We start from the raw sequence: 24,144 nt of genomic DNA, 5'->3' as shown, positions 1-24,144 counted from the left end.
CGCCGCGCATCAGACAACCGCTCCAGCACCACCACCCCCACACCCTCAGCCCACCCCGTCCCCTCCGCGGCATCCGAGAACGCCCTGCACCGCCCGTCGGGCGACAGGGCGCGCTGGCGCGCGTACTCGACGAAGGTGCGCGGCGTGGCCATCACGGCGACGCCGCCGGCCAGGGCCAGGGTGCTCTCCCCCGAGCGCAGCGACTGCACCGCCAGGTGCAACGACACCAGCGACGACGAACACGCCGTGTCCACCGTCACCGCCGGCCCCTCGAACCCGAAGGTGTACGAGATCCGCCCCGACGCCACACTCGGCAGGCTGCCGTTGAACAGGTGGCCTTCCAGAGCACCGGTCTCCGGGCCCAGGCGCGACGCGTAGTCGTCGTACATCACGCCGGCGAAGACGCCGGTCCGGCTGCCGCGCAGGGAGGCCGGGGCGATGCCCGCGCGCTCCAGCGCCTCCCAGGACACCTCGAGCAGGAGCCGCTGCTGCGGGTCGGTGGTCAGCGCCTCGCGCGGGGACATGCCGAACAGTCCCGCGTCGAACTCGCTCGCGTCGTGCAGGAATCCGCCGTGCCGGGTGTAGGTCGTGCCCAGGTGGTCCGGGTCGGGGTCGTACAGCCCCTCGACGTCCCAGCCGCGGTTCGTCGGGAACTCGGTGAGCGCGTCCACGCCGTCGAGGGTCAGTCGGAACAGGTCCTCTGGTGAGGAGACCCCGCCCGGGTACCGGCAGGCCATCCCCACGATCGCGATCGGCTCCCGCCCGGCCGTCTCCTCCAGCTCCGCCAGTTGGCGGCGGGTCTGGCGCAGCTCGGTGGTGACCCGCTTCAGGTAGTCGAGCAGCTTCGCCTCGGTCATCTTCAGGGCCTTCCAAGCTCATCGTCGATCAAGGAAAAGAGCTCGTCCGCGCTTGCCGCGGTGATCTCCTCGTCGGGCACCGGCGCCGTCCCGTCCGCTTCGGCGGAGGTCAGTGCCGACAACAGCTCCCACACCTGTGCGGTGACATCCAGGCGCAGCCCGGCGTCGAGGGTGGCCGCGTCGGCCGCCAGCCGGGCCAGGGCGGCGAGCGCGTGCTCGGCGGGCGGCTCCGGGTCCTGGGCCGGGGTCGGGGCCGGGGCCGAGGCCGAAGCCGGTTCCGGTTCCGGTTCCGGGGCGAGCCGCTCCAGCAGGTGCCGGGCCAGGGCGAGCACGCTCGGGTGGTCGAAGGTCACGGTCGCGGACAGGGTGAGCCCGGTGAGGCCGGCCAGCCGGCTGCGCAGCTCCAGGGCGGTCAGCGAGTCGAAGCCCATCTCCATGAAGCCGCGGTCGGGTGCCACGTCGCCCGGTCCGGAACGGCCCAGTACGGTCGCGATCTCCGTCTGGACGAGCCGACGGAGCGTCAGCTCGCGCTCGTGTTCGGGCAGAAACCGCAGCCTCTCGCCCAGGGGCGGTGCGCCGTCCGCCGTCCGACTGGCCGGCGCGGCAGAGGCACGTACCAATGCGCGTAGCACCGAGGGCGGTGCGCCCTCCCGCAGCTCGTCCGGGTCGAACCAGGCCGGCACCAGATGCGGCCGGTCCGCGTCGAGGGCGAGGTCGAACAACGCCAGCGCCTGGTCGGTGGGCAACGGCCGCAGGCCCGTACGGAGGATCCGCCGCAGATCGGCGGGGCCGAGCGCGCCGGTCAGGCCGGTGCTCTGCTCCCACAGACCCCAGCCCAGCGACAGCGCGGGGAGTCCGCGCTGGTGCCGGTGGTGGGCGAGTGCGTCGAGGAAGGCGTTGGCGGCCGCGTAGTTGGCCTGCCCGGCCAGACCGATGGTGGCCGAGACCGAGGAGAACAGCACGAAGGCCCCGAGGTCGAGGTCACGGGTCAGCTCGTGCAGGTGCCAGGCGCCGTCGGCCTTCGCCGCGAGGACGGCATGCAGCCGTTCCGCCGTCAGCGAGGCGACCGCGCCGTCATGCAGGACCCCGGCCGCGTGTACCACGGCCCGCAGCGGGGCCGTGGCGGGGAGGGCCGCGAGGACGTCGGCCAGCGCGGACCGGTCGGCCACATCGCAGGCGGCCACCGAGACGGCCGCGCCCTTGGCGGTCAGCTCCGCGACCAGCTCCGCCGCGCCGGCGGCGGCGGAGCCGCTGCGGCTGACCAGCAACAGTCGGCGGACGCCGTGCCGCTCCACCAGATGGCGTGCCACGGTGGCGCCGAGACCGCCGGTGCCGCCGGTGATCAGCACGGTCCCGTCGAAGCCGACCAGCGAGCGGTCGGCGGTGGGCGCAGGGACGAAACCGCGGGCGAGCCGGGGGACGTGGATCCGTCCGGCGCGCAGGACGACCTGCGGTTCGTCGGCGGCGAGGGCCTCCCGCAGCCGATCAGCCGCGGGCTCCCCGTCGCCGTCGTGGTCCAGCAGGACGATCCGGCCCGGGTGTTCGGTCTGGGCCGAGCGCAGCAGGCCCCACACGGCGGCGGCGGGCATGTCGAGCTCCTCGCCCGGTGCCACGGCCACGGCCCGGCGAGTGGTGACGACCAGCCGTCCGGGGCCCTCTCCGTGCTCGGCCAGCCACGCCCGGACGTCCCCCAGCACCTGCTCCGCCGTCGCGTGTACGGCCGCGGGCGGCTCGGCCGCGCTCGACGGGACCGGCAGGACGACGGTCGGGGTGTCCGGCGCCCCGGTCGCGGCGGGAACACCGGCCTCGCGCCAGTCGACCTGGAACAGCTTGGGGTCGGAGCGGCGGGCGTCGAGCGGGCGCAGGGTGAGGCAGTCGACCGAGAGCACCGGGGTGCCGTTGCCGTCGGTGGCGGTCAGCGCCGCCCGCTGTCCGCCGAGCAGGCCGATCCGGACCCGAAGCCGGGAGGCCCCGGTTCGGGCGAGCCGGACGCCCTCCCAGGAGAACGGGACCACCGGCCCGGTGCCCTCCTCCAGCACCAGCGGATGGAGGACCGCGTCCAGCAGCGCGGGATGGACGCGGAACGGTCCCGCCTCCTCCGCGAGCGCCACCTCGGCGAGCAGGTCGTCACCGTGCCGCCACGCCGCACCCAGGTTACGAAAGGCCGGCCCGTACTCCAGGCCGCGCCGGGCGAGTTCGTCGTACCAGCCGGCGGGGTCCAGCGGGGCCGCGCCGCTCGGCGGCCACTCGACCGGCGCCGGGCCGCCGGCGTCGGCTCCGGCCGGGCCGGCCCGCCCCTCGGCGTGCAGCTGCCAGTCCTCCTCGGCCTCGCCGCACAGGCGGCCGTGTATGCGCAGTTCCCGCCGCCCCGACGCGTCCGGTGCCGCCGCCGTCAGCTGCACCTCGACCTCGCCCCGCTCCGGCACCACCAGCGGTGTCCGGAGGGTCAGTTCGTCCACTGTGTGGCCGATCCGCAGCGCCATCTCCAGCAGGGCGGTCCCCGGCACCACCGCCTGGCCGAGCACGCGGTGGTCGGCCAGCCAGGGCCGGCTGCGCAGCGAGAGGCGTTCGGTGTGCACGGTGGCACCGCCGTCGGCGAGTTCCACGGGCCGGCCGAGCAGCGGCCGGTCGGCGAGCGGGTGCAGCCAGTGGCGGCGCCGTTGGAAGGCGTAGGTCGGCAGCTCGATGCGGCGCGCGCCGGTTCCGGCGTAGGCGCCGTTCCAGTCCACGGCGGCGCCGTGCGTCCAGAGCCTCGCGGCCGAGGCCAGGAACCTGTCGCGTCCTCCCTCGTCGCGCCGGAGCGTGCCGCAGACCACGGCGGCGCCGGCGTCGGGCCGGCCCTCCAGGACCTCCTCGACGTTCATGGTGAGCACAGGGTGCGGGCTGACCTCGACGAACGTGCGGTACCCCTGCTCTGCGAGGGCCGCCACGGCGGAGTGGAAGTGCACCGGCTGCCGCAGGTTGCGGTACCAGTATCCGGCGTCGACCGGCCGTTCGCCGAGCCAGTCCCGCTCGACGGTCGAGAAGAGCGGCACCCGCGGGGGCTCGGGGCGGACGTCCGCGAGCACGTGGGCGAGGTCGTCCTCGATCCGCTCCACGTGCGCGGTGTGAGAGGCGTAGTCCACCGGCACCCGGCGGGCCCGCACGCCGTCCGCCTCGCAGGCGGCGAGCAGCTCGTCCAGTGCGTCCGGGTCACCGGCGACGACCGTGGCGGACGGGCCGTTCAGGGCCGCCACCTCCAGCCGGTCCGGCCAGGCGCTCAGGCGGGCCCGCACCTCGTCGGCCGGCAGGGCCACCGACATCATCCCGCCCCGGCCGGCCAGCCCCCGGGCGATCGCCTGCGAGCGCAGGGCGACCACCCGGGCCGCGTCCTCCAGGGTGAGTGCGCCGGCCACGCAGGCGGCGGCGATCTCGCCCTGCGAGTGCCCCACCACCGCCGCCGGCTCAACACCGTACGAACGCCACAGCGCCGCCAACGACACCATCACCGCCCACAACGCCGGCTGCACCACATCGACCCGCTCCAACGCGGCCGCATCGGACAGCACCTCGCGCAGCGACCAGTCCACCAGACCGTCCAGCAACCGTTCACACTCGGCCATCCGGTCCGCGAACACCGGCGCGCAGTCCAGCAGTCCCACAGCCATACCGGCCCACTGCGCACCCTGCCCCGGGAACACGAACACCACCCGGCCATCAGCCCGCCCGTCCGCCGCAGCCACGACCGACGAACCCTCCCCGCCGGCCGCCAACGCCGCCAAACCCTCCAACAAACCGCCACGATCCCCGGCGACCACCACACCCCGGTGCTCCAGCACCGCCCGCGAACACACCGACGACAAACCCACATCCAGCACCCGCACCGACGGGTCCGACTCCACCCACACCCGCAACCGCTCGGCCTGCGCACGCAGCGCCACCGCACTCGCCCCCGACACCAGCACCGGCACCGGCACCGGCACCGGACCCAAGCCGGCAAAGCCCGCCTCCGCCGACTCCGCCCCCACCTCCGACTCCACCCCCACCGGAGCCTGCTCAAGAATCACATGCGCGTTCGTCCCACTGATCCCGAACGCCGACACCCCCGCCCGACGCACCCGCCCCACCCGCGGCCACACCCGCTGCTCACGCAGCAACTCCACCCCACCCGAGGACCAGTCCACATGACGCGACGGCTCCTCCACATGCAACGTGCGCGGCAACACCCCCGCCCGCAACGCCATCACCATCTTGATCACACCACCGACACCCGCCGCCGCCTGCGCATGCCCGATGTTCGACTTCAACGAACCCAACCACAAAGGCCGTTCAGCCGGCCGTCCCTGCCCATACGTCGCCAACAGCGCCTGCGCCTCGATCGGATCCCCCAACCGCGTCCCCGTGCCATGCGCCTCCACCACATCCACATCCGCACCCGACAACCCCGCACTCGCCAACGCCGCCCGTACCACCCGCTGCTGCGCCAGCCCGTTCGGCGCCGTCAACCCACTCGACGCACCGTCCTGATTCACAGCCGAACCCCGCACCACCGCCAACACCCGATGCCCCAGCCGCCGCGCATCAGACAACCGCTCCAGCACCACCACCCCCACACCCTCAGCCCACCCCGTCCCCTCCGCGGCATCCGAGAACGCCCTGCACCGCCCGTCCGGGGAGAGCCCGCCCTGCCGGGCGAACTCGACGAACATCCCGGCGGTCGACATCACCGTGGCCCCGCCGGCCAGGGCCAGCGTGCTCTCCCCCGAGCGCAGCGACTGCACCGCCAGGTGCAACGACACCAGCGACGACGAACACGCCGTGTCCACCGTCACCGCCGGCCCCTCGAACCCGAAGGTGTACGAGATCCGCCCCGACGCCACACTCGGCGTGCCTCCGGTCAGGGCGTAGCCGCCGAAGCTCTCCGTGGTCTGGTCCAGCGGGGGGACGTAGTCCTGGTTCATGACGCCCATGAAGACGGCCGTCCGGCTGCCGCGCAGGGAGGCCGGGACGATGCCCGCGCGCTCCAGCGCCTCCCAGGACACCTCGAGCAGGAGCCGCTGCTGCGGGTCCATCGCCCGCGCCTCGCGCGGGCTGATCCGGAAGAAGTCGGCGTCGAGGTCCAGGGCGCCGGTGAGGAAGCCGCCGGTCCGGACCTCGCCGGTGTACTCCTGGTCGAGGCTCCAGCCGCGGTCCTCGGGGAACGCCGTGACGGCGTCCGTCTCCTCGCGGACCAGGCGCCACAGGTCCTCGGGGGAGGCCACGCCGCCCGGGAGACGGCAGCCCATGCCCACGATCGCGATCGGGTCGTCGTCCGGGGCCGGGTCGACGGCGGCCGACTGCTCCTCCGGGGCCGGTCCGGCGAGCTCCTGGTGGAGGTGGCCGACCAGGGCGGTGATCGTCGGGTGGTCGTACAGCAGGGTGACGGGCAGTCGCAGCCCGGTCGCCTTCTGGAGCCGGACGCTGAGCTCCACGGAGGTCACGGAGTCGAAGCCGAGCTCCGGGAACGCGTGATCGACCGCCAGCGCGCCCGAGTCGGTGCGGCCGAGCACGGCCGCCGCCTGGGCCCGCACCAGGGCCTGAAGGTCCGCCCGCTCCCACGCCGCCCGCCGAGGCGGGGCGACGGGTTCGGCCCCGGGTGCCGACGCCGGAACGTCCGGCACCGACAACGCGGGCAGCGCGGTGCCGGAGAGCCCGTAGGGCTGGCGTTGGAAGGCGTAGCCGGGCAGCTCCACGGTACGGGCGCCGGTGCCTTCGAACATCGGCCGCCAGTCCAGCTCGACGCCCTGGACGTACAGTTCGGCCATGGACAGCAGCAGCCGCCGCAGCCCGCCCTCGCCGCGGCGCAGGGTGCCCTGGACCACCACGCTCGAGTCTTCGCCCAGGGTCTCCCGGACGGCGGTGGTCAGCACCGGGTGCGGGCTGGCCTCCACGAACACCCCGTGCCCGTCCGCGGCCAGCGCCCGGACGGCGGCCATCCAGCTCACCCGCTCGCGCAGGTTGCGGTACCAGTACCCGGCGTCCAGATCGTCCGCGTCGAGGAGGCCGCCGGTGACGGTCGAGTAGAACGCGGTGTCGCCGGCCCGGGCGGTGACACCGGCGGCCGCCCTCAGGACCTCCTCGCGGACGGGCTCGACGTACGGCGAGTGCGAGGCGTAGTCGATCGGGACCGTACGCGCCCGGACCCCGCGGGCCTCGCACTCGGCCATCACCGCTCGCACGACCTCGGCGGGGCCGGAGACGACGACCGAGTTCGGCCCGTTCACCGCGCCGATCGCGACCCGCTCCTGGTCCACCTCCTCGGCCGGCATCGCCAGCAGAGCCATCGCGCCGTGGCCGGACAGCCGGGTGACGATGGCCCGGCTGCGCTCGACCATCAGCCGCAGGGCGTCCCCGAGCGGGACGATCCCCGCCGCACAGGCCGCGGTGATCTCCCCCTGGGAGTGACCGACCACGGCGGACGGCCGCAGGCCCACGGCCCGCCACACCTCGGCGAGCGACACCTGCACCGCGAAGAGCGCGGGCTGCATGACGTCCATCCGCCGCAGCGCCGCGTCGTCCGCCAGCACCTCCCGCAGCGACCATTCGACCTGACCGTCCAGCAGTCGCGCGCACTCGGCCATCCTGGCGGCGAACACCGGCGACGAGTCCCACAGCTCCAAGGCCATCCCGGCCCACTGCGGGCCCTGCCCGGGGAACATCCACACGGCCTTGGCGTGGCGGCCGGCGACGCCGGCCGCCACGTGCGGGGACGGCTCGCCCTGTGCCAACGCCTCGAGTCCGGCCAGGAGTTCGGCGCGGTCCGCGGCGACGACGACCCCGCGATGCGCCAGGACCGTACGGGTGGTGACGCCGGCGTACCCGACGTCGCGCGGGCGCAGGCCCGGGTCGGCCTCGAGGTGTTCCAACAGCCGGCGGGCCTGGGCCCGCAGTGCCGCCTCGCTCGGCCCGGACACCAGCACCGGCACCGGCACGGCGGGCCCGGTCTCCGCCTCTTCCTCTGCCCCTGCCTCGGCGGGGGCGTCGCCGACCACGACGTGGCAGTTGGTGCCGCCGATACCGAAGGAGCTGACGCCGGCCAGCCGGGCGCCTTCGGGCCAGGGGCCGGCGGCGTCGTTGACCCGGAGCGCGAGCCGTTCGAACGGGATCGAAGGGTTGGGCTCGGCGTAGTTGAGGCTGGCCGGCAGGACCCGGTGCCCGAAGGAGAGCGCGACCTTGATCAGCCCGACCACGCCGGAGGCCCCGTCGAGGTGCCCGATGTTGGTCTTCACCGAGCCGACCAGGAGCGGCCGGTCGGCGGGCCGGTCCCGGCCGAGGACCTCGCCCAGCGCCGCCGCTTCGATCGGGTCCCCCGTCCTGGTCCCGGTGCCGTGCAGTTCTACGTACGCCACCCGCGCCCCCGGCGTCCGGGCCCGCTCGTAGGCCTCGCGCAGCAGTTCCTGCTGGGCCGCGCCGTCCGGGGTGGTGAGGGAGTCGCCGCCGCCGTCGTTGTTCACCGCGCTGCCGAGCAGGACGCAGTGGATCCGGTCGCCGTCGGCGACGGCGTCGTCCAGGCGCTTGAGCACGACGAGGCCGCCGCCTTCGCCGCGGACGGTGCCGTTGGCGCGCGCGTCGAAGGTGTAGCAGCGGCCGTCCGGGGAGAGGACTCCGGCGCGGGCGAAGGCGAGCGTGCTGTCCGGGGTCAGGTTGAGGTGGACGCCGCCGGCCAGCGCCAGGTCGGTGGCGCCGGAGCGCAGGCTCTCGCAGGCGAAGTGCACGGCGACCAGCGAGGAGGACTGCGCGGCGTCGACGGTGAGGCTCGGACCGCGCAGGCCGAGGTGATAGGAGATCCGGTTGGCGATCACGCCCCGGCTGAGGCCGGTCAGCGTGTAGGGAGAGACGGCCTCCTCGCCGTGCCGGTGGACCAGGGTGGCGTAGTCGTCGCCGGTGGCGCCGAGAAACACGGCGGTGGAGCCGCCGCGCAGGCTCCCGGGCAGCACGCCGGCGTGTTCCAGGGCCGTCCAGCTCAGCTCGAGGGCGAGCCGCTGGCGGGGGTCCATCGCCGCGGCCTCGCGCGCGTTGATGCCGAAGAACTCCGGGTCGAAGTCGGCGACCCGGTCCAGGAATCCGCCGCGCCCGAACCCGGTCGGCCGGAGGTCCGGCGGGACGGCGGCGAGGTCCCAGCGTCCCTCGGGGAGGTCGCCGATCGCGTCGGTGCCGTCGCGGAGCAGCCGCCAGAAGGCACCGAGGTCGTCCGCCCCGGGTACGCGACAGGCCATGCCGACGACGGCGATCTCGGACCGGCTCGAGTGACGCGTGGACATGAGGGAGTGTTCCTTTCTGGCGGTTGTGCTCCGGGGCGGCCGGTACGCGGACCCGCCTCGCCCCGGGCAGCCGGAGGCGTGCGGGACCGCCGGCGAAACGTCCGGACGGACCCGCGGCGGCTCCCGCAGAACGACCAACGTGAATGCGCGCGAGCGGGAAGGAAATGCACGCGGCAAGAACGTGCACAGGGAACCAAGATTTGACGTGCGCTGGAAACCGGAAAGCGCCGAGCGCTATACCCGCGAAAGAACTTCACATTCGACACGCCGCCGACGAATACACCCGGCGGCTGATGCCACCGTCGCAGAACCCCCAGAAGAGACCCCCGTCACTTCCGCTCCCCTCGTGATCATCCGTCACACTATAGGACGCCCACAGCGAGAGCAATGTACAGAGAGTCACGCAGCCCACGGGTCCGGCAAGCAGAGCGTGACATTCACCGGGTGTTCCCCGGGCGCCCTCGGCCGAAGGTTCGGCCGAGCAGATCACCCCGCTCGGCCGGACCCCGGCCGGACCGGCCGCCACCTCATACGTCGAGGCACTCCTTGATTTCCGCGAAGAACGGAATGTGCCGGTAGTCCTTGGCCTCCTCGTCATAGTCCGTGTACTCATTGGTGAATTCCAGCAGCCGCTGCTTGACGTCGTCGACCGGGACGCCGGTCGTTATCTCCCGTTCGATCCGCTGGATCGTGCCGAGGAATTCGGCCAGAACCTCGGGGAGTTCGTCGTGGAGCCGGATCCGGTCCCGGCGCAGTTCGATCCCGTGGTGCTTGACGAGGTAGTTGAAGAGCAACTGGGAGGCGACCGCGTCGTAGTTGGGGCGCGGAATCCCCTCCACCGCGTAGCGGAGCAGCCGCTCGGACAGGATGTACTCGTACGCCAGCCGCGCCTCCCGGGCGGGCAGCTGCGGGTCGTTCAGGCAGACCAGCATCGCGGAGACATCGACCCTCAACTCCTCCAGGCCGGCCAACGGCTTCAGCTTCTTGACCGGCAGGTAGTCCGGGATGGGCATGTCGCCCTGCCGGTGGTGGTACTCGTGCAGCCGCACCCACCACGAGGAGGCCTGTTCGACCGTCTTGTCGTCGACACCCCGGATCAGCGGGAAGGCGTCCTCGGCCATCACCGCGTCGATCATCTTCCGGGTGATCCGGTTGTGCCGCTCGACGAACTTGTCGATGAAGTAGAAGATCAGGTCGTCGCCGTGCTGGATGCCGTCCACGTGGTTCTCCGGGAACAGCGCCACGACGACCCGCGACTCGAACCCCTTCGAGCTGCCCGTGATGTTCACCGGCATGGTGTTGCTGGCGTACCGGGTGGCCAGGTGCGGGTCGGTGGGCAGCGTCTCGTACGTCAGGTACTCCAGCGACAGGGCGGGGAAGTACGAGGCGTCGAACAGCGAGAAGATGTGGTTGTCGCGCTCCTCGTTGATGTGCGTCTTGACGGTCTCAAGGCGCGCCCCGGGCACGTGGCTCCGGAGATCCTCGACCAGGGCCCGGGCGGCCGGCTGCCGACCCAGGTTCGGAGCGTCGGCGATTCGCTGCGCCAACTCGTCCAGGAATTGGCGGTCCCGGAATGCGTCGCGCGATCCCCGGACCTTCTCACGGATTTCGTCGACCTCGTCGAAGACCGCCGACGGCATGCTGTTCGACATTGCGCACCTTCTTTTCAGGCATGGATTCTATGCTTCACCGGAATCGGGGTTGCAGTGGCCGCCTGCGCCTCACCCCGCAATGTACGGATTCGGATCTTATTCGCGCTTTCAGGCCGGGCCGGCCGAATTCTCCGGAACAGCGCTTGCGCCTTTACCTCCGCGCTGGCTAGCTTGACGGCCGGGGCTTTCGCAGGAATGTCCGCGAGCCTTTCAGGCGCCTGGTTCCCCCGGTGCGCCGGCCGACAGAACTGGAGCAGCACGTGCGAATAGAAGGAAGCGTTGCACTGGTCACCGGTGGAACGTCCGGCCTCGGCCTGGCGACGGTACGGAACCTGCGCGAGCGGGGTGCTTACGTGGTCATCCTCAACCGGCCTTCCGTGCGGAGTGAAAAGGTCGTGGCGGAACTGGGCGAGGGAGTCGTCCTCTCCCCCGGCGACGTCACCAGTGAGGCGGACGTCACCGCCGCCGTCGACCGCGCCATGGAACTCGGCCGACTGCGGATCGTCGTGAACTGCGCGGGGGTCGGCAACGCCCACCGGACGGCCGGCGGCAGCGGTCCGTTCCCGCTCGAGGCCTTCAGCGAGGTCGTCCGGATCAATCTGATCGGTAGTTTCAACGTGATCCGCCTCGCCGCGGCCCGGATGATCAAGCTGGAGGAGGACGGCGACGAACGCGGAGTCATCGTCAACACCGCCTCGATCGCCGCCTTCGACGGCCAGATCGGGCAGGCCGCCTACGCGGCCGCCAAGGGAGGCATCGTCGGCATGACCCTGCCGATCGCCCGCGACCTCGCCCGGTCGCGGATCCGCGTGGTCACCATCGCCCCGGGCCTCTTCCGCACCCCGATGTTCGACGGCTTCCCGCAGTCCGCGATCGAGGCGCTCGGTCGGCAGGTGCCGCATCCGCAACGCCTCGGCGAGGCCGAGGAGTTCGCCTCGCTCGTGGCCCACGTCGTGGACAACCCGATGCTCAACGGCGAGACGATCCGGCTCGACGGCGCCCTGCGGATGGGGCCGAGGTGACTGTCCGCCCGCTCCGGTGAGCCGGTCGGCCCGCCCCGCCGGAGCGGGCGGGCCGACCGGGAACGTGCCCCGCCGACCCGCCCGGCCCCGGCCACGACGAGCCCTCAGGCCGACTGCGGGGCGACCCAGGAGAGGCCGTCCAACGAGGGGATCAAGCCGCCCTCGAAGAGCGGCAACTCCTCCTCGGCGTCCTCCCCCAGCGCCACGTGCATCTGCATCTTGGAGCTCTCGGTCATCGCCTCACGTGCCACCGACGCACCCAGCAGTGGGGCCCAGTTGTCGTTACCGTCCCCCGAGATGGCCTCGACCGCTGCGGCGAACTCCTCGGTCTGCGCGTGCAGGCGTGCGGCGACCGACTCGGCGTCCGTGAGTGCCGCCTCCCCGGAGGAGACGCCGCCCACCAGGTTCACGAACGACTCCATTTCGGAGCTGCTGTTCCGGGTGAGCTTCTTGGCCTCCCAGAAGTAGGAGCCCTCGACGCGGTGCATGTCGTAGAAGGACATCAGGAACTCGTAGAAAACGCTGTACTCGCGGCGGTAGCGCGCCTCGAACTCCTTCATCGCCGCCTCCTCCTCGACCTCGCCGGCCAGCGTGCTGTTGATCGACCTCGCGGCCAGCAGCGCGCTGTAGGTGGCCAGGTGGACGCCGGAGGAGAAGACCGGGTCGACGAAACAGGCGGCGTCACCGACGAGCATCATGCCCGGCCGCCAGAAGGCGGTGTGGTGGTACGAGTAGTCCTTGCGGACGCGGATCTGGCCGTACTGGCCGGTGGTGACCCGGGTGGCTGGGGCGAGGAAGTCCGAGATCATCGGGCACTCGTCGATCAGCGCCTGGAGCGCCTTCTCCGGATCGCCCTGGACCTTCTCGGCCAGCTCCCGCCGGACCACGGCGCCGACGCTGGTCAGCGTGTCGCTCAGCGGGATGTACCAGAACCAGCCGCTCTCGAAGGCGACGCACAGGATGTTGTAACGGGTCGGCTCCGGCATCCGCTTGCCGCCCTCGAAGTAGCCGAACAGCGCCAGGTTGCGGAAGAAGTCCGAGTACTCCCGGCGGCCGCCTATGCTCCGGTTGATCCGGCTCTGGTTGCCGGAGGCGTCCACCACGAACCGGGCCGACACCTCCCGCTGCACCCCCTGGTCGTCGGTGTAGCGCACGCCCGTGACCCGGTCGCCGTCCTCCACGATCTCCGACACCGCGCTGCCCTCACGGACCACGGCGCCGACCCGACGGGCGTTGTCCAGCAGGATCTTGTCGAACTTGGAGCGCTCCACCTGGTAGGCGGTGGAGGTCGGGCCGGCCATCCGGGGGGAGACCGAGAAGGAGAAGGTCCACGGCTCCGGGTTGGCGCCCCAGCGGAAGGTGCCGCCGCGCTTGAGCGGGAAGCCCGCCTTCGCCAGCTCGTCCGCCGCGCCGGTCAGCCGGCAGATGCCGTGGACCGTGGACGGCAGCAGGGACTCGCCGATCTGGTAACGCGGGAAGAACTCCTTCTCCAGAACGAGCACCGAGTGCCCCTTCTTGGCGACGAGTGCGGCCAGTGTCGAGCCGCCAGGGCCACCGCCGACGACCACGACATCGAATGCTTCGGTGTTGCTCACGCTGATTTCTCTCCCGCTTCCTCGCCGCCGACGCCGACGGACCGCACTGAATGGGCAGTTGGTGCAATGGGTGTGGTAGGGGCAATTGGTGAAGTGCTGGTCCCGGTGCGCCCCGACCGCCGCCTGTCCTTGTCCCCGGAACCGATCAACTGGAGCAGTGGGCCGGTCATCACGGTGGTGACCAGCGCCACCAGGACCAGGACGGTGTAGAGCTTCTGGCCGATGAGTCCCGCGGACTTGCCGACCTCCAGCACGATGAGCTCGGTCAGACCTCGGGTGTTCACCATGACGGCGACCAGGGCGGACTGCCGGGGCTCCATGCCGTGCAGACGGGCCACGCCGTAGGTGGGGACGGTCTTTCCGGCGACCGCCACCAGCAGGAGCAGGCCGAGCAGGGCCAGACCGTCCGCCCCCACCATGGCGAGGTTGACGGACAGTCCGGTGGTGACGAAGAACAGCGGCAGCAGCAGGTTGGCGGTCTGCTCCATCGGCTCCAGTACGTCGGCGTCCGGGGCGCCGTCGCGCCACGGCATGGCCATCCCGGCGAGGAACCCGCCGAAGACGGCGTGCAGCCCGAGCGACTCGGTGACCCAGGCGCTGCCCAGGGCGAGGACCAGTGCCACCGGCACCGGGTTGCTCAGCAGGGTGGCCGGCCGGGCCAGCCACCAGCGCAGCGCGGGCCGCACGCAGCCGAACAGGAACGCCGTGAATCCCACCAGCAGCGCCAGGGTCACCAGCCAGGACGAGCGGGTGGCGGGGCCCGAGTCGCTGAGCACCGCGGCCAGCACCAGCCAGGCGGCCACGTCCATGAGTCCGGCCGCCGCGATCGCCACCGTTCCGGCCCTGGTGCCCGCCGCGCGCTCGCGCACGATGGCCGCCAGGACCGGCAGCGCCGTGATCGAGATCGCCACCGCGAGGAACATCGCGAACGCGCTCCGGCCCGCGTGCGCCGGGTCCACCGCGGAGAAGACCCCGCCCCCCAGGGAGACGGTCGCCAGGGTCAGTCCCATCGGGACCAGCAGGGCCGCCAGCGCGACGCTCACCGCGGTGCGTCCCGCCCGGAAGCCGCGGAAGTCGATCTCGTAGCCCGCCACGAAGAGGAACAGGACGATCGCCACCTGGGCGAACACCGAGAGGAACGGCCGGGCCTCGGTGGGGAAGAGGAAGGTGGTCGGATCCCCCGGTAGCTGGCCCAGCAGGGTCGGCCCCAGGGCGATGCCACCCAGGATCTGGCCGATCACCGCGGGTTGGTTCAGCCTGCGGGCGAGTCCCTCGGCCAGCCAGGACACCAGGACGACCAGGGCCACGTTCCCGAGGACTACGGCTATGAGGGCGCTCATGAGCAGTCCTCCCCGCTGCGCCTGTCGGCCTCGGCGCGCAGTTCGGCCAAGTCCGCCTCCGGGCTCCGGACGATCCGCCCCAGCAGGCCCAGGTAGTCCCCGGCCAGCCGCTCGGCGCTACCCCGGGCGAACAGGTCGGTGCTGTACTCCAGGTAGCCCTCCAGTCCCTTGTCCGTCTCACGCAGCGACAGGTTCAGGTCGAAGGCCGCCGTCCCGGGAGCGGCGACGAGCGTCTCCCCGGTCAGGCCGTCGACGCGGTCGGTGTCCTGCCCCGCACCGCCCGTCGAGGGGGTCGGCGCCAGGTTGAACATCACCTGGAACAGTGGGGAGTGGGCCGGATCCGGGCGCGGAACCAGGGTGCGGACGAGGTCCGCGAAGGGCAGGTCCCGGTGCGCCTGCGCCTCCGCCACCACCTCCCTGGCCTGGGCCAGCAGTCCGGTGAAGGCCTGCTGCGGCGCCACGTCCAGGCGCATCACCAGCGCGTTCACGAAGTAGCCGACCACGTCGTCCAGTTCGGCGGCCGGCCGGTTGGTCACTGGCGAGCCGACGGCCAGCTCGCGGTCGTCGGTGTGCCCGCCCAGGAGCGCCGCGTAGGCCGCCAGCATGGTCATGTAGAGCGAGGCGCCGTGCTGCGCGGCGAGCGTGCGCAGCCGCTTCACCAGGTCGGCCGGGACGGCGAACTCCACCGCCGCTCCCTGGTGGGACTTCACCGGGCAGCGTGGGTAGTCGGTGCGCAGCGCGAGGCACTCGGGCAGTCCGTCGAGCCGCTTGCGCCAGAAGTCGCGCTGCCGCTCGAGCTCGGCGGCGTCCACGGTGCGGCGTTGCCAGCGGGCGAAGTCGGCGTACTGGAGCGGCAGCGGCGCCGGGCCCGGCCGGTCCTCACCCGACCCGTGGTAGCTCTCGACGAGTTCCCGCATCAGGATGCCGGTGGACCAGCCGTCCACGACGCCCCACGGGCGGGTCAGGACGAGGACGTGCTCCTCCTCGTCGACGACCAGCAGGTGGGCGCGGAGCATGTGCCGGTCCTGCGGGGCGAAGGGCCGCAGCCGCTCGGCCCGCAGCCATTCGGCGAGCGCGGTTTCGCCGCCGGTGGACTCCGGGAGCTCCAGGACGGTCGTCTTGAAGCCGTCGGCGCCGTTCACACGCTGGACGACGGTTCCGTCGCGGTCCGGGTAGCTGGTGCGCAGGATCGCGTGCCGCGCCACCAGGGCGTGCACGGCCCGTGCCAGGGCGTCCCGGTCCAGTCGGCCGCGCAACCTTACGGCCAGTTGGACGTTGTCGTGCGCCGTGCCCAGGTGCGCCGGGGTGCGCAGGAACCACAGGTCCTGCTGGGCGAGGGACAGCGGTGCCTCGTCGCCCTCCGTCGCGGGCGCGGCGGGCAGCAGGTCGGTGGACGGCAGGCCGGCGGACGGCTGTGGCTGTGCGACCTCCCCGCCGTCGTGCTCCGCCCCGGTTGCCGGGAGCGCGGCCGCTCCGTCGCCGGGCCCGCCGGGGCCGCCCCGCACGGCGGCGGGCGGCCCCGCCTTCCGGGTCTCCGCTTCCAGGGCCGCCGCCAGGTCCTCGACGGTGGCGGCCGTGAGAATGAGCTGGAGCGGCAGGTCCGCGCCGGTCTCCTTCTTGACCCGCAGGTTGAGGCGGGTGGCGAGCAGGGAGTGGCCGCCCAGGTTGAAGAAGTTGTCCTGGAGGCCGACCCGGTCGAGCCCGAGGATGGCGCCGATGTGCCGGCACAGGAGGTGCTGGGCCTCGGTGCGGGGCGCGACGTAGACCTCCTTGGCGAGGTCCTCCTCGTCCGGGGCCGGCAGCGCCCGCTTGTCGACCTTGCCCTGCGGGGTGACCGGCAGTTCCTCCAGGACTACGAAGGCACCGGGGACCATGTAGTCCGGCAGCCGGTCGGACAGATGGTCGCGCAGCTCCCGGACCAGGCCGGGTCCGACCCGGTCGATCTGCGGCGCGTTGGCCAGGCGCCGGGCCCGGTACGGGCTGCGGGCCAGCACCTGAGGCCGCTCGCCCCGGCCCAGCACCAGGTCGAGGCCGTCCGGCCGGTCCTGGGACCAGGTCGCCGCGACGTGGTAGCCGAGCTCTTCGGCGTGCCGCAGCACCGCCACCAGTTCGCGCACCTCCTCCCGGGCCCGCGCCGAGAGCCGCTCGCCGCCGGGCAGAGGCTCGACCCGGCGGGACGGGGCCAGCCGGGCCAGCGAGGCGAGGACGCGCACGTCCTCCGCGATCCGGGGATTGCTCAGTCCGGTGACGCCGAACCGCTCGGGGACGTCGCCGAGCAGCAGGGCGCGCAGCTCGGCCGGGCTGGTGGCCTCCAGCCAGGGCAGGTCGGGTGCCGTGGCGGCCCGGCCCTTCGTCAGCACCACGTCGTAGCGGTAGGCAAGCATCTCGTTGCCGCCGGTCCCCCGCTTGACCATGATGTCGACGGCGCCCAGGTCCTCGAGCCGCTCCGGGAGCTGGGCGAAGAAGCTGGGACTGACCAGGAGTTCGGTCTCCTGCCGGCGGCGGCGCTGCACCTGCCCGGCCAGCGCGCCGGCCGTGCTCGGGACGCCGGAGCGGCTGCGCTCGATGGCGCAGACGTGCTCGGAGAAAAGGTCCAGGTTGCGGATGTCGCCCAGCAGGATCCGGCCGCCCTCCTCGAGCCGGGGCAGGATCCGGGTGATCACCTCCTGGAGGTAGTGGCGGCTGGGGAAGTACTGCGCCACGGAGTTGAGCACGACCACGTCGAAGGTCTCGTCGCCGAGGTCCGCCACCGACAGCGCGTCGCCCTCCCGCAGGGTGACGTGGGACCAGCCGCGGCGCTCGGCGCCCCGGCGCACGTCCGTGAGGGCCGCGGCGGAGACGTCGATGCCGTGCACCCGCTCACACTCCTGCGCGTAGCGGAAGAGCAGCAGTCCGGTGCCGCAGCCGATCTCCAGCAGCCGCTTGGGCCGCAGCTCGCGGATCCGCTCGACGGTGCCGTCGATCCACTCCCGCATCTCGGCCTCGGGGATCGGCTCCCCGCTGTAACTGCTCTCCCAGCCGGCCAGGTTGAGATCGTCGGGGACGGCCTCGTCGGCTTCCCGGGAGTACTGGTCCTCGAAGAGTTGGTGCCACTGGACCAGGTGCTCGGCGGTCTGTTCCGCGGCGGCCTGCTCCAGCCACTCCTCGGTCGGGCGCACGTAGGCGCTCAGGGCGCCGGCCCCGCCGTCGGCGCGGGGTACGACCACGGCACTGTGCACGGAGGGGTGCGCGTTCAGCGCCGCCTCGATCTCGCCGGGCTCGACGCGGAAGCCGCGGACCTTGACCTGCTCGTCCACCCGGCCGCGGAACTCCAGGGTGCCGTCGGGCAGCCAGCGCACCAGGTCGCCCGTGCGGTACAGGCGCCCGCCCGGGGCGTCGCCGAAGGGGTCGTCGACGAACCGCCGGGCCGTCAGCTCCGGGTTGTCGAGGTAGCCGCGGGCGACGCCGGCGCCGCCCAGGCAGAGCTCGCCGATCACCCCGTCCGGCACCAGCCGCAGCCGCTCGTCGGTGACGTAGGCGGTGGTGTGGGGGACGGGCACGCCGATCGGCACCCGGCTGTCCTCGGGGAGGCCGCGCGGGATCACGTGGTAGGTGGAGGCGATGCTGTTCTCGGTCGGGCCGTAGCCGTTGGTGACGGTCAGCCCCGGGTGAGCTGTGTGCAGCCGCCGCACGTCCCGGGCCGAGAAGGTGTCGCCGACGACCGCGAGTTCGCGCAGCGGCAGCTTGCTGCGGGTCTCGGCGGCCTCGGCGAAGGCCGGCAGGAAGGCGGCCGACAGCAGCATCGTGGTGACTCCGGCCCGTTCGACGCAGTCGAGCAGCTGGGCCGGGTCCTTGGAGTCGCCGTCGTGCAGCACCAGGAGGCCGCCGGAGACGAGCGGGGTGAGCACCTCCTGGGAGCCGGCGTCGAAGGAGATCGAGGAGTGGTGGAGCACCACCGTGGACTCGTCGGCGGCGAAGTAGTCCGGGTTGCGCACCAGCCGGACCACGCCGCGCTGCTCGACCAGCACGCCCTTGGGGCGGCCGGTGGAGCCGGAGGTGAAGACGGCGTAGGCGAGGTGGTCCGGTGTCAGACCCAGTGCGGCCCGGTCGGGATCATGCGTGGGCATGGTCTCGAGCACCTGGGCCCGGTCGCCGGCGCGCTCGCCGGTGTCGAGGTGGAGCACCTCGTCGAGCTGCTCGAAGAGCGCGCCCGGCATCCCGGCCTGGCCCAGCACGATGCGCACTCCGGAGCCGTCGAGCAGGGCCCGGATGCGCTGCTCCGGGTAGCCAGGGTCGATCGGGACGTAGGCGCCGCCCGCCTTGAGGACGCCCAGCAGTCCGACCACCAGCTCCGGCGAGCGGTCGGCGCACACGCCGACCAGGGCGTCGGGGCCGACCCCGAGGCCGCGCAGGTGGTGAGCGACCTGGTTCGCCCGCGCGTTGAGCTGCGCGTAGGTCAGCCGACGTTCGCCGTGGCGCACCGCGGGCGCCTCGGGGCGCTCGGCCGCCTGCTGCTCGAACAGCTCGGCGAGGCAGGAGTCCTGCGGGTACGGGGGGCGGGCGCCGCGGGCCACGGTGAGCAGCCGCTCGCGCTCGGCCGGGGGCAGCACGTCGATGTCGAGTGCCCGGGTGCCGTGTCCGTCGTCGGCGGCCAGTGCGTCGACGATGCCCGCGAGGGCGGTCTCCACGTAGGACAGCAGGGTCTCGGGTTCGACCGTGTCCTCGATCTGGACGGTGAGGGAGAGTTCGTCGCCGAGGTCGTCGAGCGACATGCCCATGGGGTAGTTGGTACGGTCCATGACGGCCAACCAGCGGATGCCCTGTTCCTCCAAGGCCGGCGCCGGGGCGTCGTTCCTCGCGGGCTCGAAGTGCCGGAAGTTGATCGCCGCGGTGAACAACGGGGTGTCGTTGTCCAGCCCGCTGCACCGCTGGGCCAGGCTCAGCGAGGACTGCTCGCGGACGATCAGCTCGCGCAGGTCGCCTGCGACGTCGTCGACCAGCTCCCGTACGGTGCGGCCGGCCAGGCGCACCCGCAGCGGGAGGGTGTTGATGAAGTTGCCCAGCATCCGCTCCACCCCGGGCACGCCCTGTAGGCGCCCCGACATGACGGTGCCGAAGACCACGTCGTCGCGCCCGCTGCCGGCGGCCACCACGCGGGCGCAGGCCGCGTGGAAGAGCCACGCCGGGCTGAGGCCGAGCCGCCCGGCCTCGGCCCGCAGCCGCCGGGTGAGGTCGGCAGGCAGCGAGCGGCGGGGCTTTCTGGTGCGGCGGCCGTCGCCGTGCACGTCGTTCAGGCCGAACGGCACCGTCGGTTCGGTGACGTCGCCGAAGGTGGTGCGGAAGTACTGCTCCGCGTCGCCGGTGGCCAGTTGGTGCAGGGTGCGGGCGACGAAGTCGCGGTAGGGCGCCGGCGCCGTGAGCAGGTCGGCGCGCCCGGCCATGTGGGCGGCCAGCTCGTCGGCGATCAGGCGCATCGAGGTGGCGTCCTCGATGAGGTGGTGGAAGTTCATCAGGAGGAAGCACCGGGGCGATGCGGGGTCCCGTGCGATCCGGACGCTGAGCATCGGCGCCCGGTCCGGCGGCAGCTCGCTCGGCAGACCGGCCAGTGCGCGGGCCCGCTCCTCGGCGTCCGCGCCGGGCGCCTCGGCCTCGGGCAGGTCGATGTGCTGCACCGGGAGCGTCGCCGCGCGGTACACCACCTGCACCGGCTCGGGCAGGCCTTCGGTGAGGACGGCGGTGCGCATCACGTCATGGCGGTCGATCAGGGCCTGGAGGGCGTCGAGGAACGCCGTGCATGCGGCTTCGTCGTCCGCGGCGAACACCGCGGACATCACGTACGGGTCGTTCTCCGGGTCCATCAGGTGGTGGAAGAGGATGCCTTCCTGGGAGGGCACCAGCGGGTAGACGTCCTGGACGTTGGGGGCGCCGCCGGGGACCCGGTCGGCGATGGCGTCCAGGTGCTCCTGGCCCAGTCGGACCAGCGGCAGCAGCTCGGGGGTGAGCCGCCGGCAGCCCTCGGGGACGGCGTTCGGCGGCACCTGGTAGCCGGGCTCGGCCGGCTCGCCCGCCGGGTCCTCGCCGGTGCCGCCGGAGCTGCCACCCGTCCCGGCGGTGGCCGCGTCGATACGCGCCGCCAGACCGCTCAGGGTGGCATCGTCGAACAGGTCGCGCACGGTGAGCCGCAGCCCGGCGGCCCGCAGCCGGGCCACCAGGACAGTGATGAGCAGGGAGTGGCCGCCCAGGGTGAAGAAGTTGTCGTTCGCGCCGATCCGACCGGCCTCGAAACCGAGCAGGTCGGCCCAGACCTCGGCCAGCGCCCGCTCGGTGCCCTCGGCCGGGGCCACGTACGCGTGGTCCTGGCGCTGGGCGTAGGCGTCGATGCCGGGGGCCGGGAGCGCGGCGCGGTCGAGCTTTCCGTTGGTGGTCAGCGGCAGGTCCGGCAGGAGCACGTAGGCTCCGGGGAGCATGTACTCGGGCAGGACGCGGCGGGCGAGCCCGTCGAGCTCGGCACGCAGCCCCGCCTCGTCCTGGTCCGCGGCCGGCACCACGTAGGCGACGAGCTGCCGGTTGCCGGGCCGGTCCTCGCGCATCACGACGGCGCACGAACGCACCCCGGGGTGCTCGTTGAGGCGGGCGGAGACCTCGCCCGGTTCGATGCGGTAGCCGCGGATCTTGACCTGGTCGTCGTTGCGCCCGTGATACTCCAGCGAGCCGTCCGCGAGCTGCCGGGCCAGGTCCCCGGTGCGGTACATCCGGGCGCCGGGCACCTCTCGGAACGGGTCGTCGAGGAAGCGCTCGGCGGTCAGCTCCGGCCGGTTCAGGTAGCCGCGAGCGACTCCCTCGCCGCCCACGTACATCTCGCCGACCGCCCCGGTAGGCACCGGGTTGAGGTGCCGGTCGAGCACATAGACGTTCAGGTCGGGCAGCGGGCCGCCGATCGGGCTGACGCCGGAGGCGGTGTCGGCCTCGGTGACCACCCGGTGGGTCACGTGCACCGTCGTCTCGGTGATGCCGTACATGTTCACCAGCTCGGTCGCCGTGTTGAGCGGCCGGGCGAACCAGGGCCGCAGCGCCGTGGGGTCCAGCGCCTCGCCGCCGAACACCACGGTGCGCAGCCGGTGCCGGGTGCCGTCCTCGCCCTGGGCCGCGATCAGTTGTCCGAAGGCGCTGGGCGTCTGGTTCAGGACGGTCACGCCCTGCTCGCACAGCAGCGCGTAGAACTCCCGGGGGCTGCGGGCCACCTCCTGCGGGACGACGACGAGCCGGCCGCCGTGCAGCAGGGCGCCCCAGGTCTCCCAGACGGTGAAGTCGAAGGCGAAGGAGTGGAAAAGCGTCCACACGTCCTCGGAGCCGAAGCCGAAGGACTCCCGGGTCGTGGTGAACAGCCGTGTCACGTTGCGGTGTTCGACCAGAACGCCCTTGGGCAGGCCGGTCGAGCCCGAGGTGTAGATGACATAGGCGAGGTCCTTCGGCGAGGCGCCGGTCACCGGCTCCAGGTCGTCGGCGGGCAGCCACTCCCAGTCGCCCCGCACGTCCACCACCTGGGCGCCGCCGGCGTTGAGCCCCTCGGGCAGCGCGCCGTCCACCAGCACCACCTTCGGGGCGCTGTCCGACAGCACGTGGCCGAGCCGCTCGACCGGCGCGGTCAGGTCCAGCGGCACGTACGCGCCGCCCGCCTTCAGCACCGCCAGCGCGCCGACCACGAGCCACTCGCCGCGCGGCAGGCAGAGTGCCGCCAGGGTGTCCCGGACCACACCCGAGGCGCGCAGGTACCGGGCCAGGCGGTTCGCCCGCGCGTTCAGCTCGGCATACGTCAGGGAGCGGTCCTCGCAGGTCACCGCCACCGCGTCCGGCGTGCGGCGGACGACCTCCTGGAACCACTCGTCGATCCGGCGGGCCGGCTCGGGCGCCGGGCCCGACGGGGCACGCCACCGCCGGGTCACGGCGCCGAGCTCGGCGTCGTCCAGCAGGGCCAGCCGGGAGATCGGCTCCTGCGGCGTCTCGGCGACGGCGGCGAGGAGGGTGGTGAAGTGGCGGACAAAGCGCCGGATCGTCTCCCGGTCGAACAGGGTGGTGCTGTACTCCACGGCGCCGGCCAGGCCCTGCGGGGTCTCCCGCAGGTCGAGGGTGAGGTCGAATTTGGCGATGGTGAAGTCGACGTCGACCGGTGTCACCTCCAGCCCGCCCAGGGTGAGCCGGGGCTCCGCCTGCTCCTCCTGGAGCACCAGCACGGTCTGGAAGACCGGTGAGTGGCTGAGGGCGCGCTCGACCTGCAGGGCGTCCACCACGGCCTCGAAGGGCACGTCCTGGTGGTCGTAGGCCTCCAGCGCGGTGCGCTTCACCCGGGCGAGCAGCTCGGTGAAGGCCGGGTCGCCGTCCAGGCTGTTGCGCATCACCAGGGTGTTGGCGAACAGGCCGATGAGCCCCTCCGTCTCGGCCCGGTTGCGGTTGGCGATGACGGTGCCGACGGCGATGTCGGTCTGCTGCGTGTAGCGGTGCAGCACGACGGAGTAGGCGGCCAGTAGCGTCATGTACAGCGTGGCGCCATGCCGCTCGCCGAGTTCACGGAGCCGCCCCAGCAGCTCCGGCGGGCACTGGAAGAACTCCCGGGTGCCTTCGTAACCGCGCACCGGCGGGCGCGGGCGGTCCGTCGGCAGCGTCAGGCCCACGTCGACGCCGGCGAGCCGGTCCTTCCAGTAGTCGACCTGACGGTCCTGCGCCTCGCCGGCCAGCCACTGGCGCTGCCAGTGCGCGAAGTCGGCGTACTGCACCGGCAGTGGCTCCAGGGTGTCGTCCCGGCCCTGGCGGGCCGCCTCGTACAGCTCGGTCACCTCGCGGAAGAACACCCCGACCGACCAGCCGTCCGAGACGGTGTGGTGCATCGTCACCATCAGGACGTGCTCGGTCTCCGACACCCGCAGCAGCAGCGCCCGGATCAGCGTGTCCCGCGCCAGGTCGAAGGGCGTGAGCATCTCCTGCTGGCAGATCCCGGTCACCTGCGCCGGGTCGGCGACGTCCTGCTCGCGCATCGAGAAGGCAGTGCCGTCGTCGATACACTGATACGGGACGCCGTCGCGCTCCTCGAACCGGGTGCGCAGCGCCTCGTGCCGCAGCACCAGCCCGGTCAGCGCCCGGCGCATCGCCGCGCGGTCCAGCGGCCCGTGCAGCCGCATCGCCATCGGGACGTTGTAGTAGGCGCTGGTGCCCTCCAGCTGGGCGAGGAACCAGAGCCGCTGCTGGGCGAAGGAGAGCGGGGGCGGCTGGTCCTGGGAGCGGGGCAGGCGCGGGATGATGTCCAGCGCGGAGAGGTCGACGCCCCGCTTGGTCAGCAGCGCGATCACGGCGCGCTGCCGCTTGGCGGGCATCGCCTGTATCTTGCGGATCAGTTCCGGTCCGCTGTCCGGGTACGGCGTGCTCATC

Annotated in this window: 7 protein-coding genes; 1 reads left to right on the top strand and 6 read right to left on the bottom strand. The window is 72.7% G+C overall.

Annotated elements, in window-relative coordinates:
- The 3 genes from KUM44_RS39520 to KUM44_RS39510 all read right to left on the bottom strand — a co-directional run.
- Positions 1 to 857, bottom strand: an 857-nt coding sequence (locus tag KUM44_RS39520; RefSeq protein ID WP_217214620.1) for a beta-ketoacyl synthase N-terminal-like domain-containing protein, incomplete at its 3' end; no start/stop codon positions are given.
- Between the two features lie 2 nt (positions 858 to 859).
- Complete coding sequence (locus KUM44_RS39515; protein ID WP_217214598.1) at positions 860 to 9,136, bottom strand: type I polyketide synthase; 8,277 nt, start codon at positions 9,134 to 9,136, stop codon at positions 860 to 862.
- A gap of 527 nt (positions 9,137 to 9,663) precedes the next feature.
- Positions 9,664 to 10,788, bottom strand: a complete 1,125-nt coding sequence (locus tag KUM44_RS39510) for a DUF6421 family protein (RefSeq protein WP_217214597.1) — start codon at positions 10,786 to 10,788, stop codon at positions 9,664 to 9,666.
- A gap of 260 nt (positions 10,789 to 11,048) precedes the next feature.
- On the opposite strand from KUM44_RS39510, the gene KUM44_RS39505 reads away from it, so the two are divergent.
- Positions 11,049 to 11,810 (top strand): SDR family NAD(P)-dependent oxidoreductase, encoded by a 762-nt coding sequence (locus KUM44_RS39505; RefSeq protein ID WP_217214596.1) that lies wholly within the window; start codon positions 11,049 to 11,051, stop codon positions 11,808 to 11,810.
- 104 nt (positions 11,811 to 11,914) lie between these two features.
- Here KUM44_RS39505 and KUM44_RS39500 read toward each other — a convergent pair whose 3' ends face one another.
- The 3 genes from KUM44_RS39500 to KUM44_RS39490 are packed head-to-tail and all read right to left on the bottom strand — an operon-like array spanning position 11,915 to position 24,143.
- Positions 11,915 to 13,405 (bottom strand): tryptophan 7-halogenase, encoded by a 1,491-nt coding sequence (locus tag KUM44_RS39500; RefSeq protein ID WP_217214595.1) that lies wholly within the window; start codon positions 13,403 to 13,405, stop codon positions 11,915 to 11,917.
- Positions 13,402 to 14,745 carry a cation:proton antiporter gene (locus tag KUM44_RS39495; protein WP_217214594.1) on the bottom strand — a complete coding sequence of 448 codons (1,344 nt, stop codon included), beginning with the start codon at positions 14,743 to 14,745 and terminating at the stop codon, positions 13,402 to 13,404. The genes KUM44_RS39500 and KUM44_RS39495 overlap by 4 nt, the downstream gene beginning before the upstream one ends.
- Positions 14,742 to 24,143 (bottom strand): non-ribosomal peptide synthetase, encoded by a 9,402-nt coding sequence (locus KUM44_RS39490; RefSeq protein WP_217214593.1) that lies wholly within the window; start codon positions 24,141 to 24,143, stop codon positions 14,742 to 14,744. The genes KUM44_RS39495 and KUM44_RS39490 overlap by 4 nt, the downstream gene beginning before the upstream one ends.
- Position 24,144: the final 1 nt, after the last annotated feature.

Source organism: Streptomyces sp. AC550_RSS872, assembly GCF_019049285.1.
Taxonomy (GTDB): domain Bacteria; phylum Actinomycetota; class Actinomycetes; order Streptomycetales; family Streptomycetaceae; genus Streptomyces.
Note: the sequence above shows the minus strand (reverse complement) of the source record. Positions and strands in the feature narration are given on the sequence as shown.

Excerpts from the sequence above, each read along its gene's own strand:
- KUM44_RS39490 (WP_217214593.1), bottom strand. The coding sequence starts at position 24,143 with ATGAGCACGCCGTACCCGGACAGCGGACCGGAACTGATCCGCAAGATA.
- KUM44_RS39515 (WP_217214598.1), bottom strand. The coding sequence starts at position 9,136 with ATGTCCACGCGTCACTCGAGCCGGTCCGAGATCGCCGTCGTCGGCATG.
- KUM44_RS39510 (WP_217214597.1), bottom strand. The coding sequence starts at position 10,788 with ATGTCGAACAGCATGCCGTCGGCGGTCTTCGACGAGGTCGACGAAATC.
- KUM44_RS39495 (WP_217214594.1), bottom strand. The coding sequence starts at position 14,745 with ATGAGCGCCCTCATAGCCGTAGTCCTCGGGAACGTGGCCCTGGTCGTC.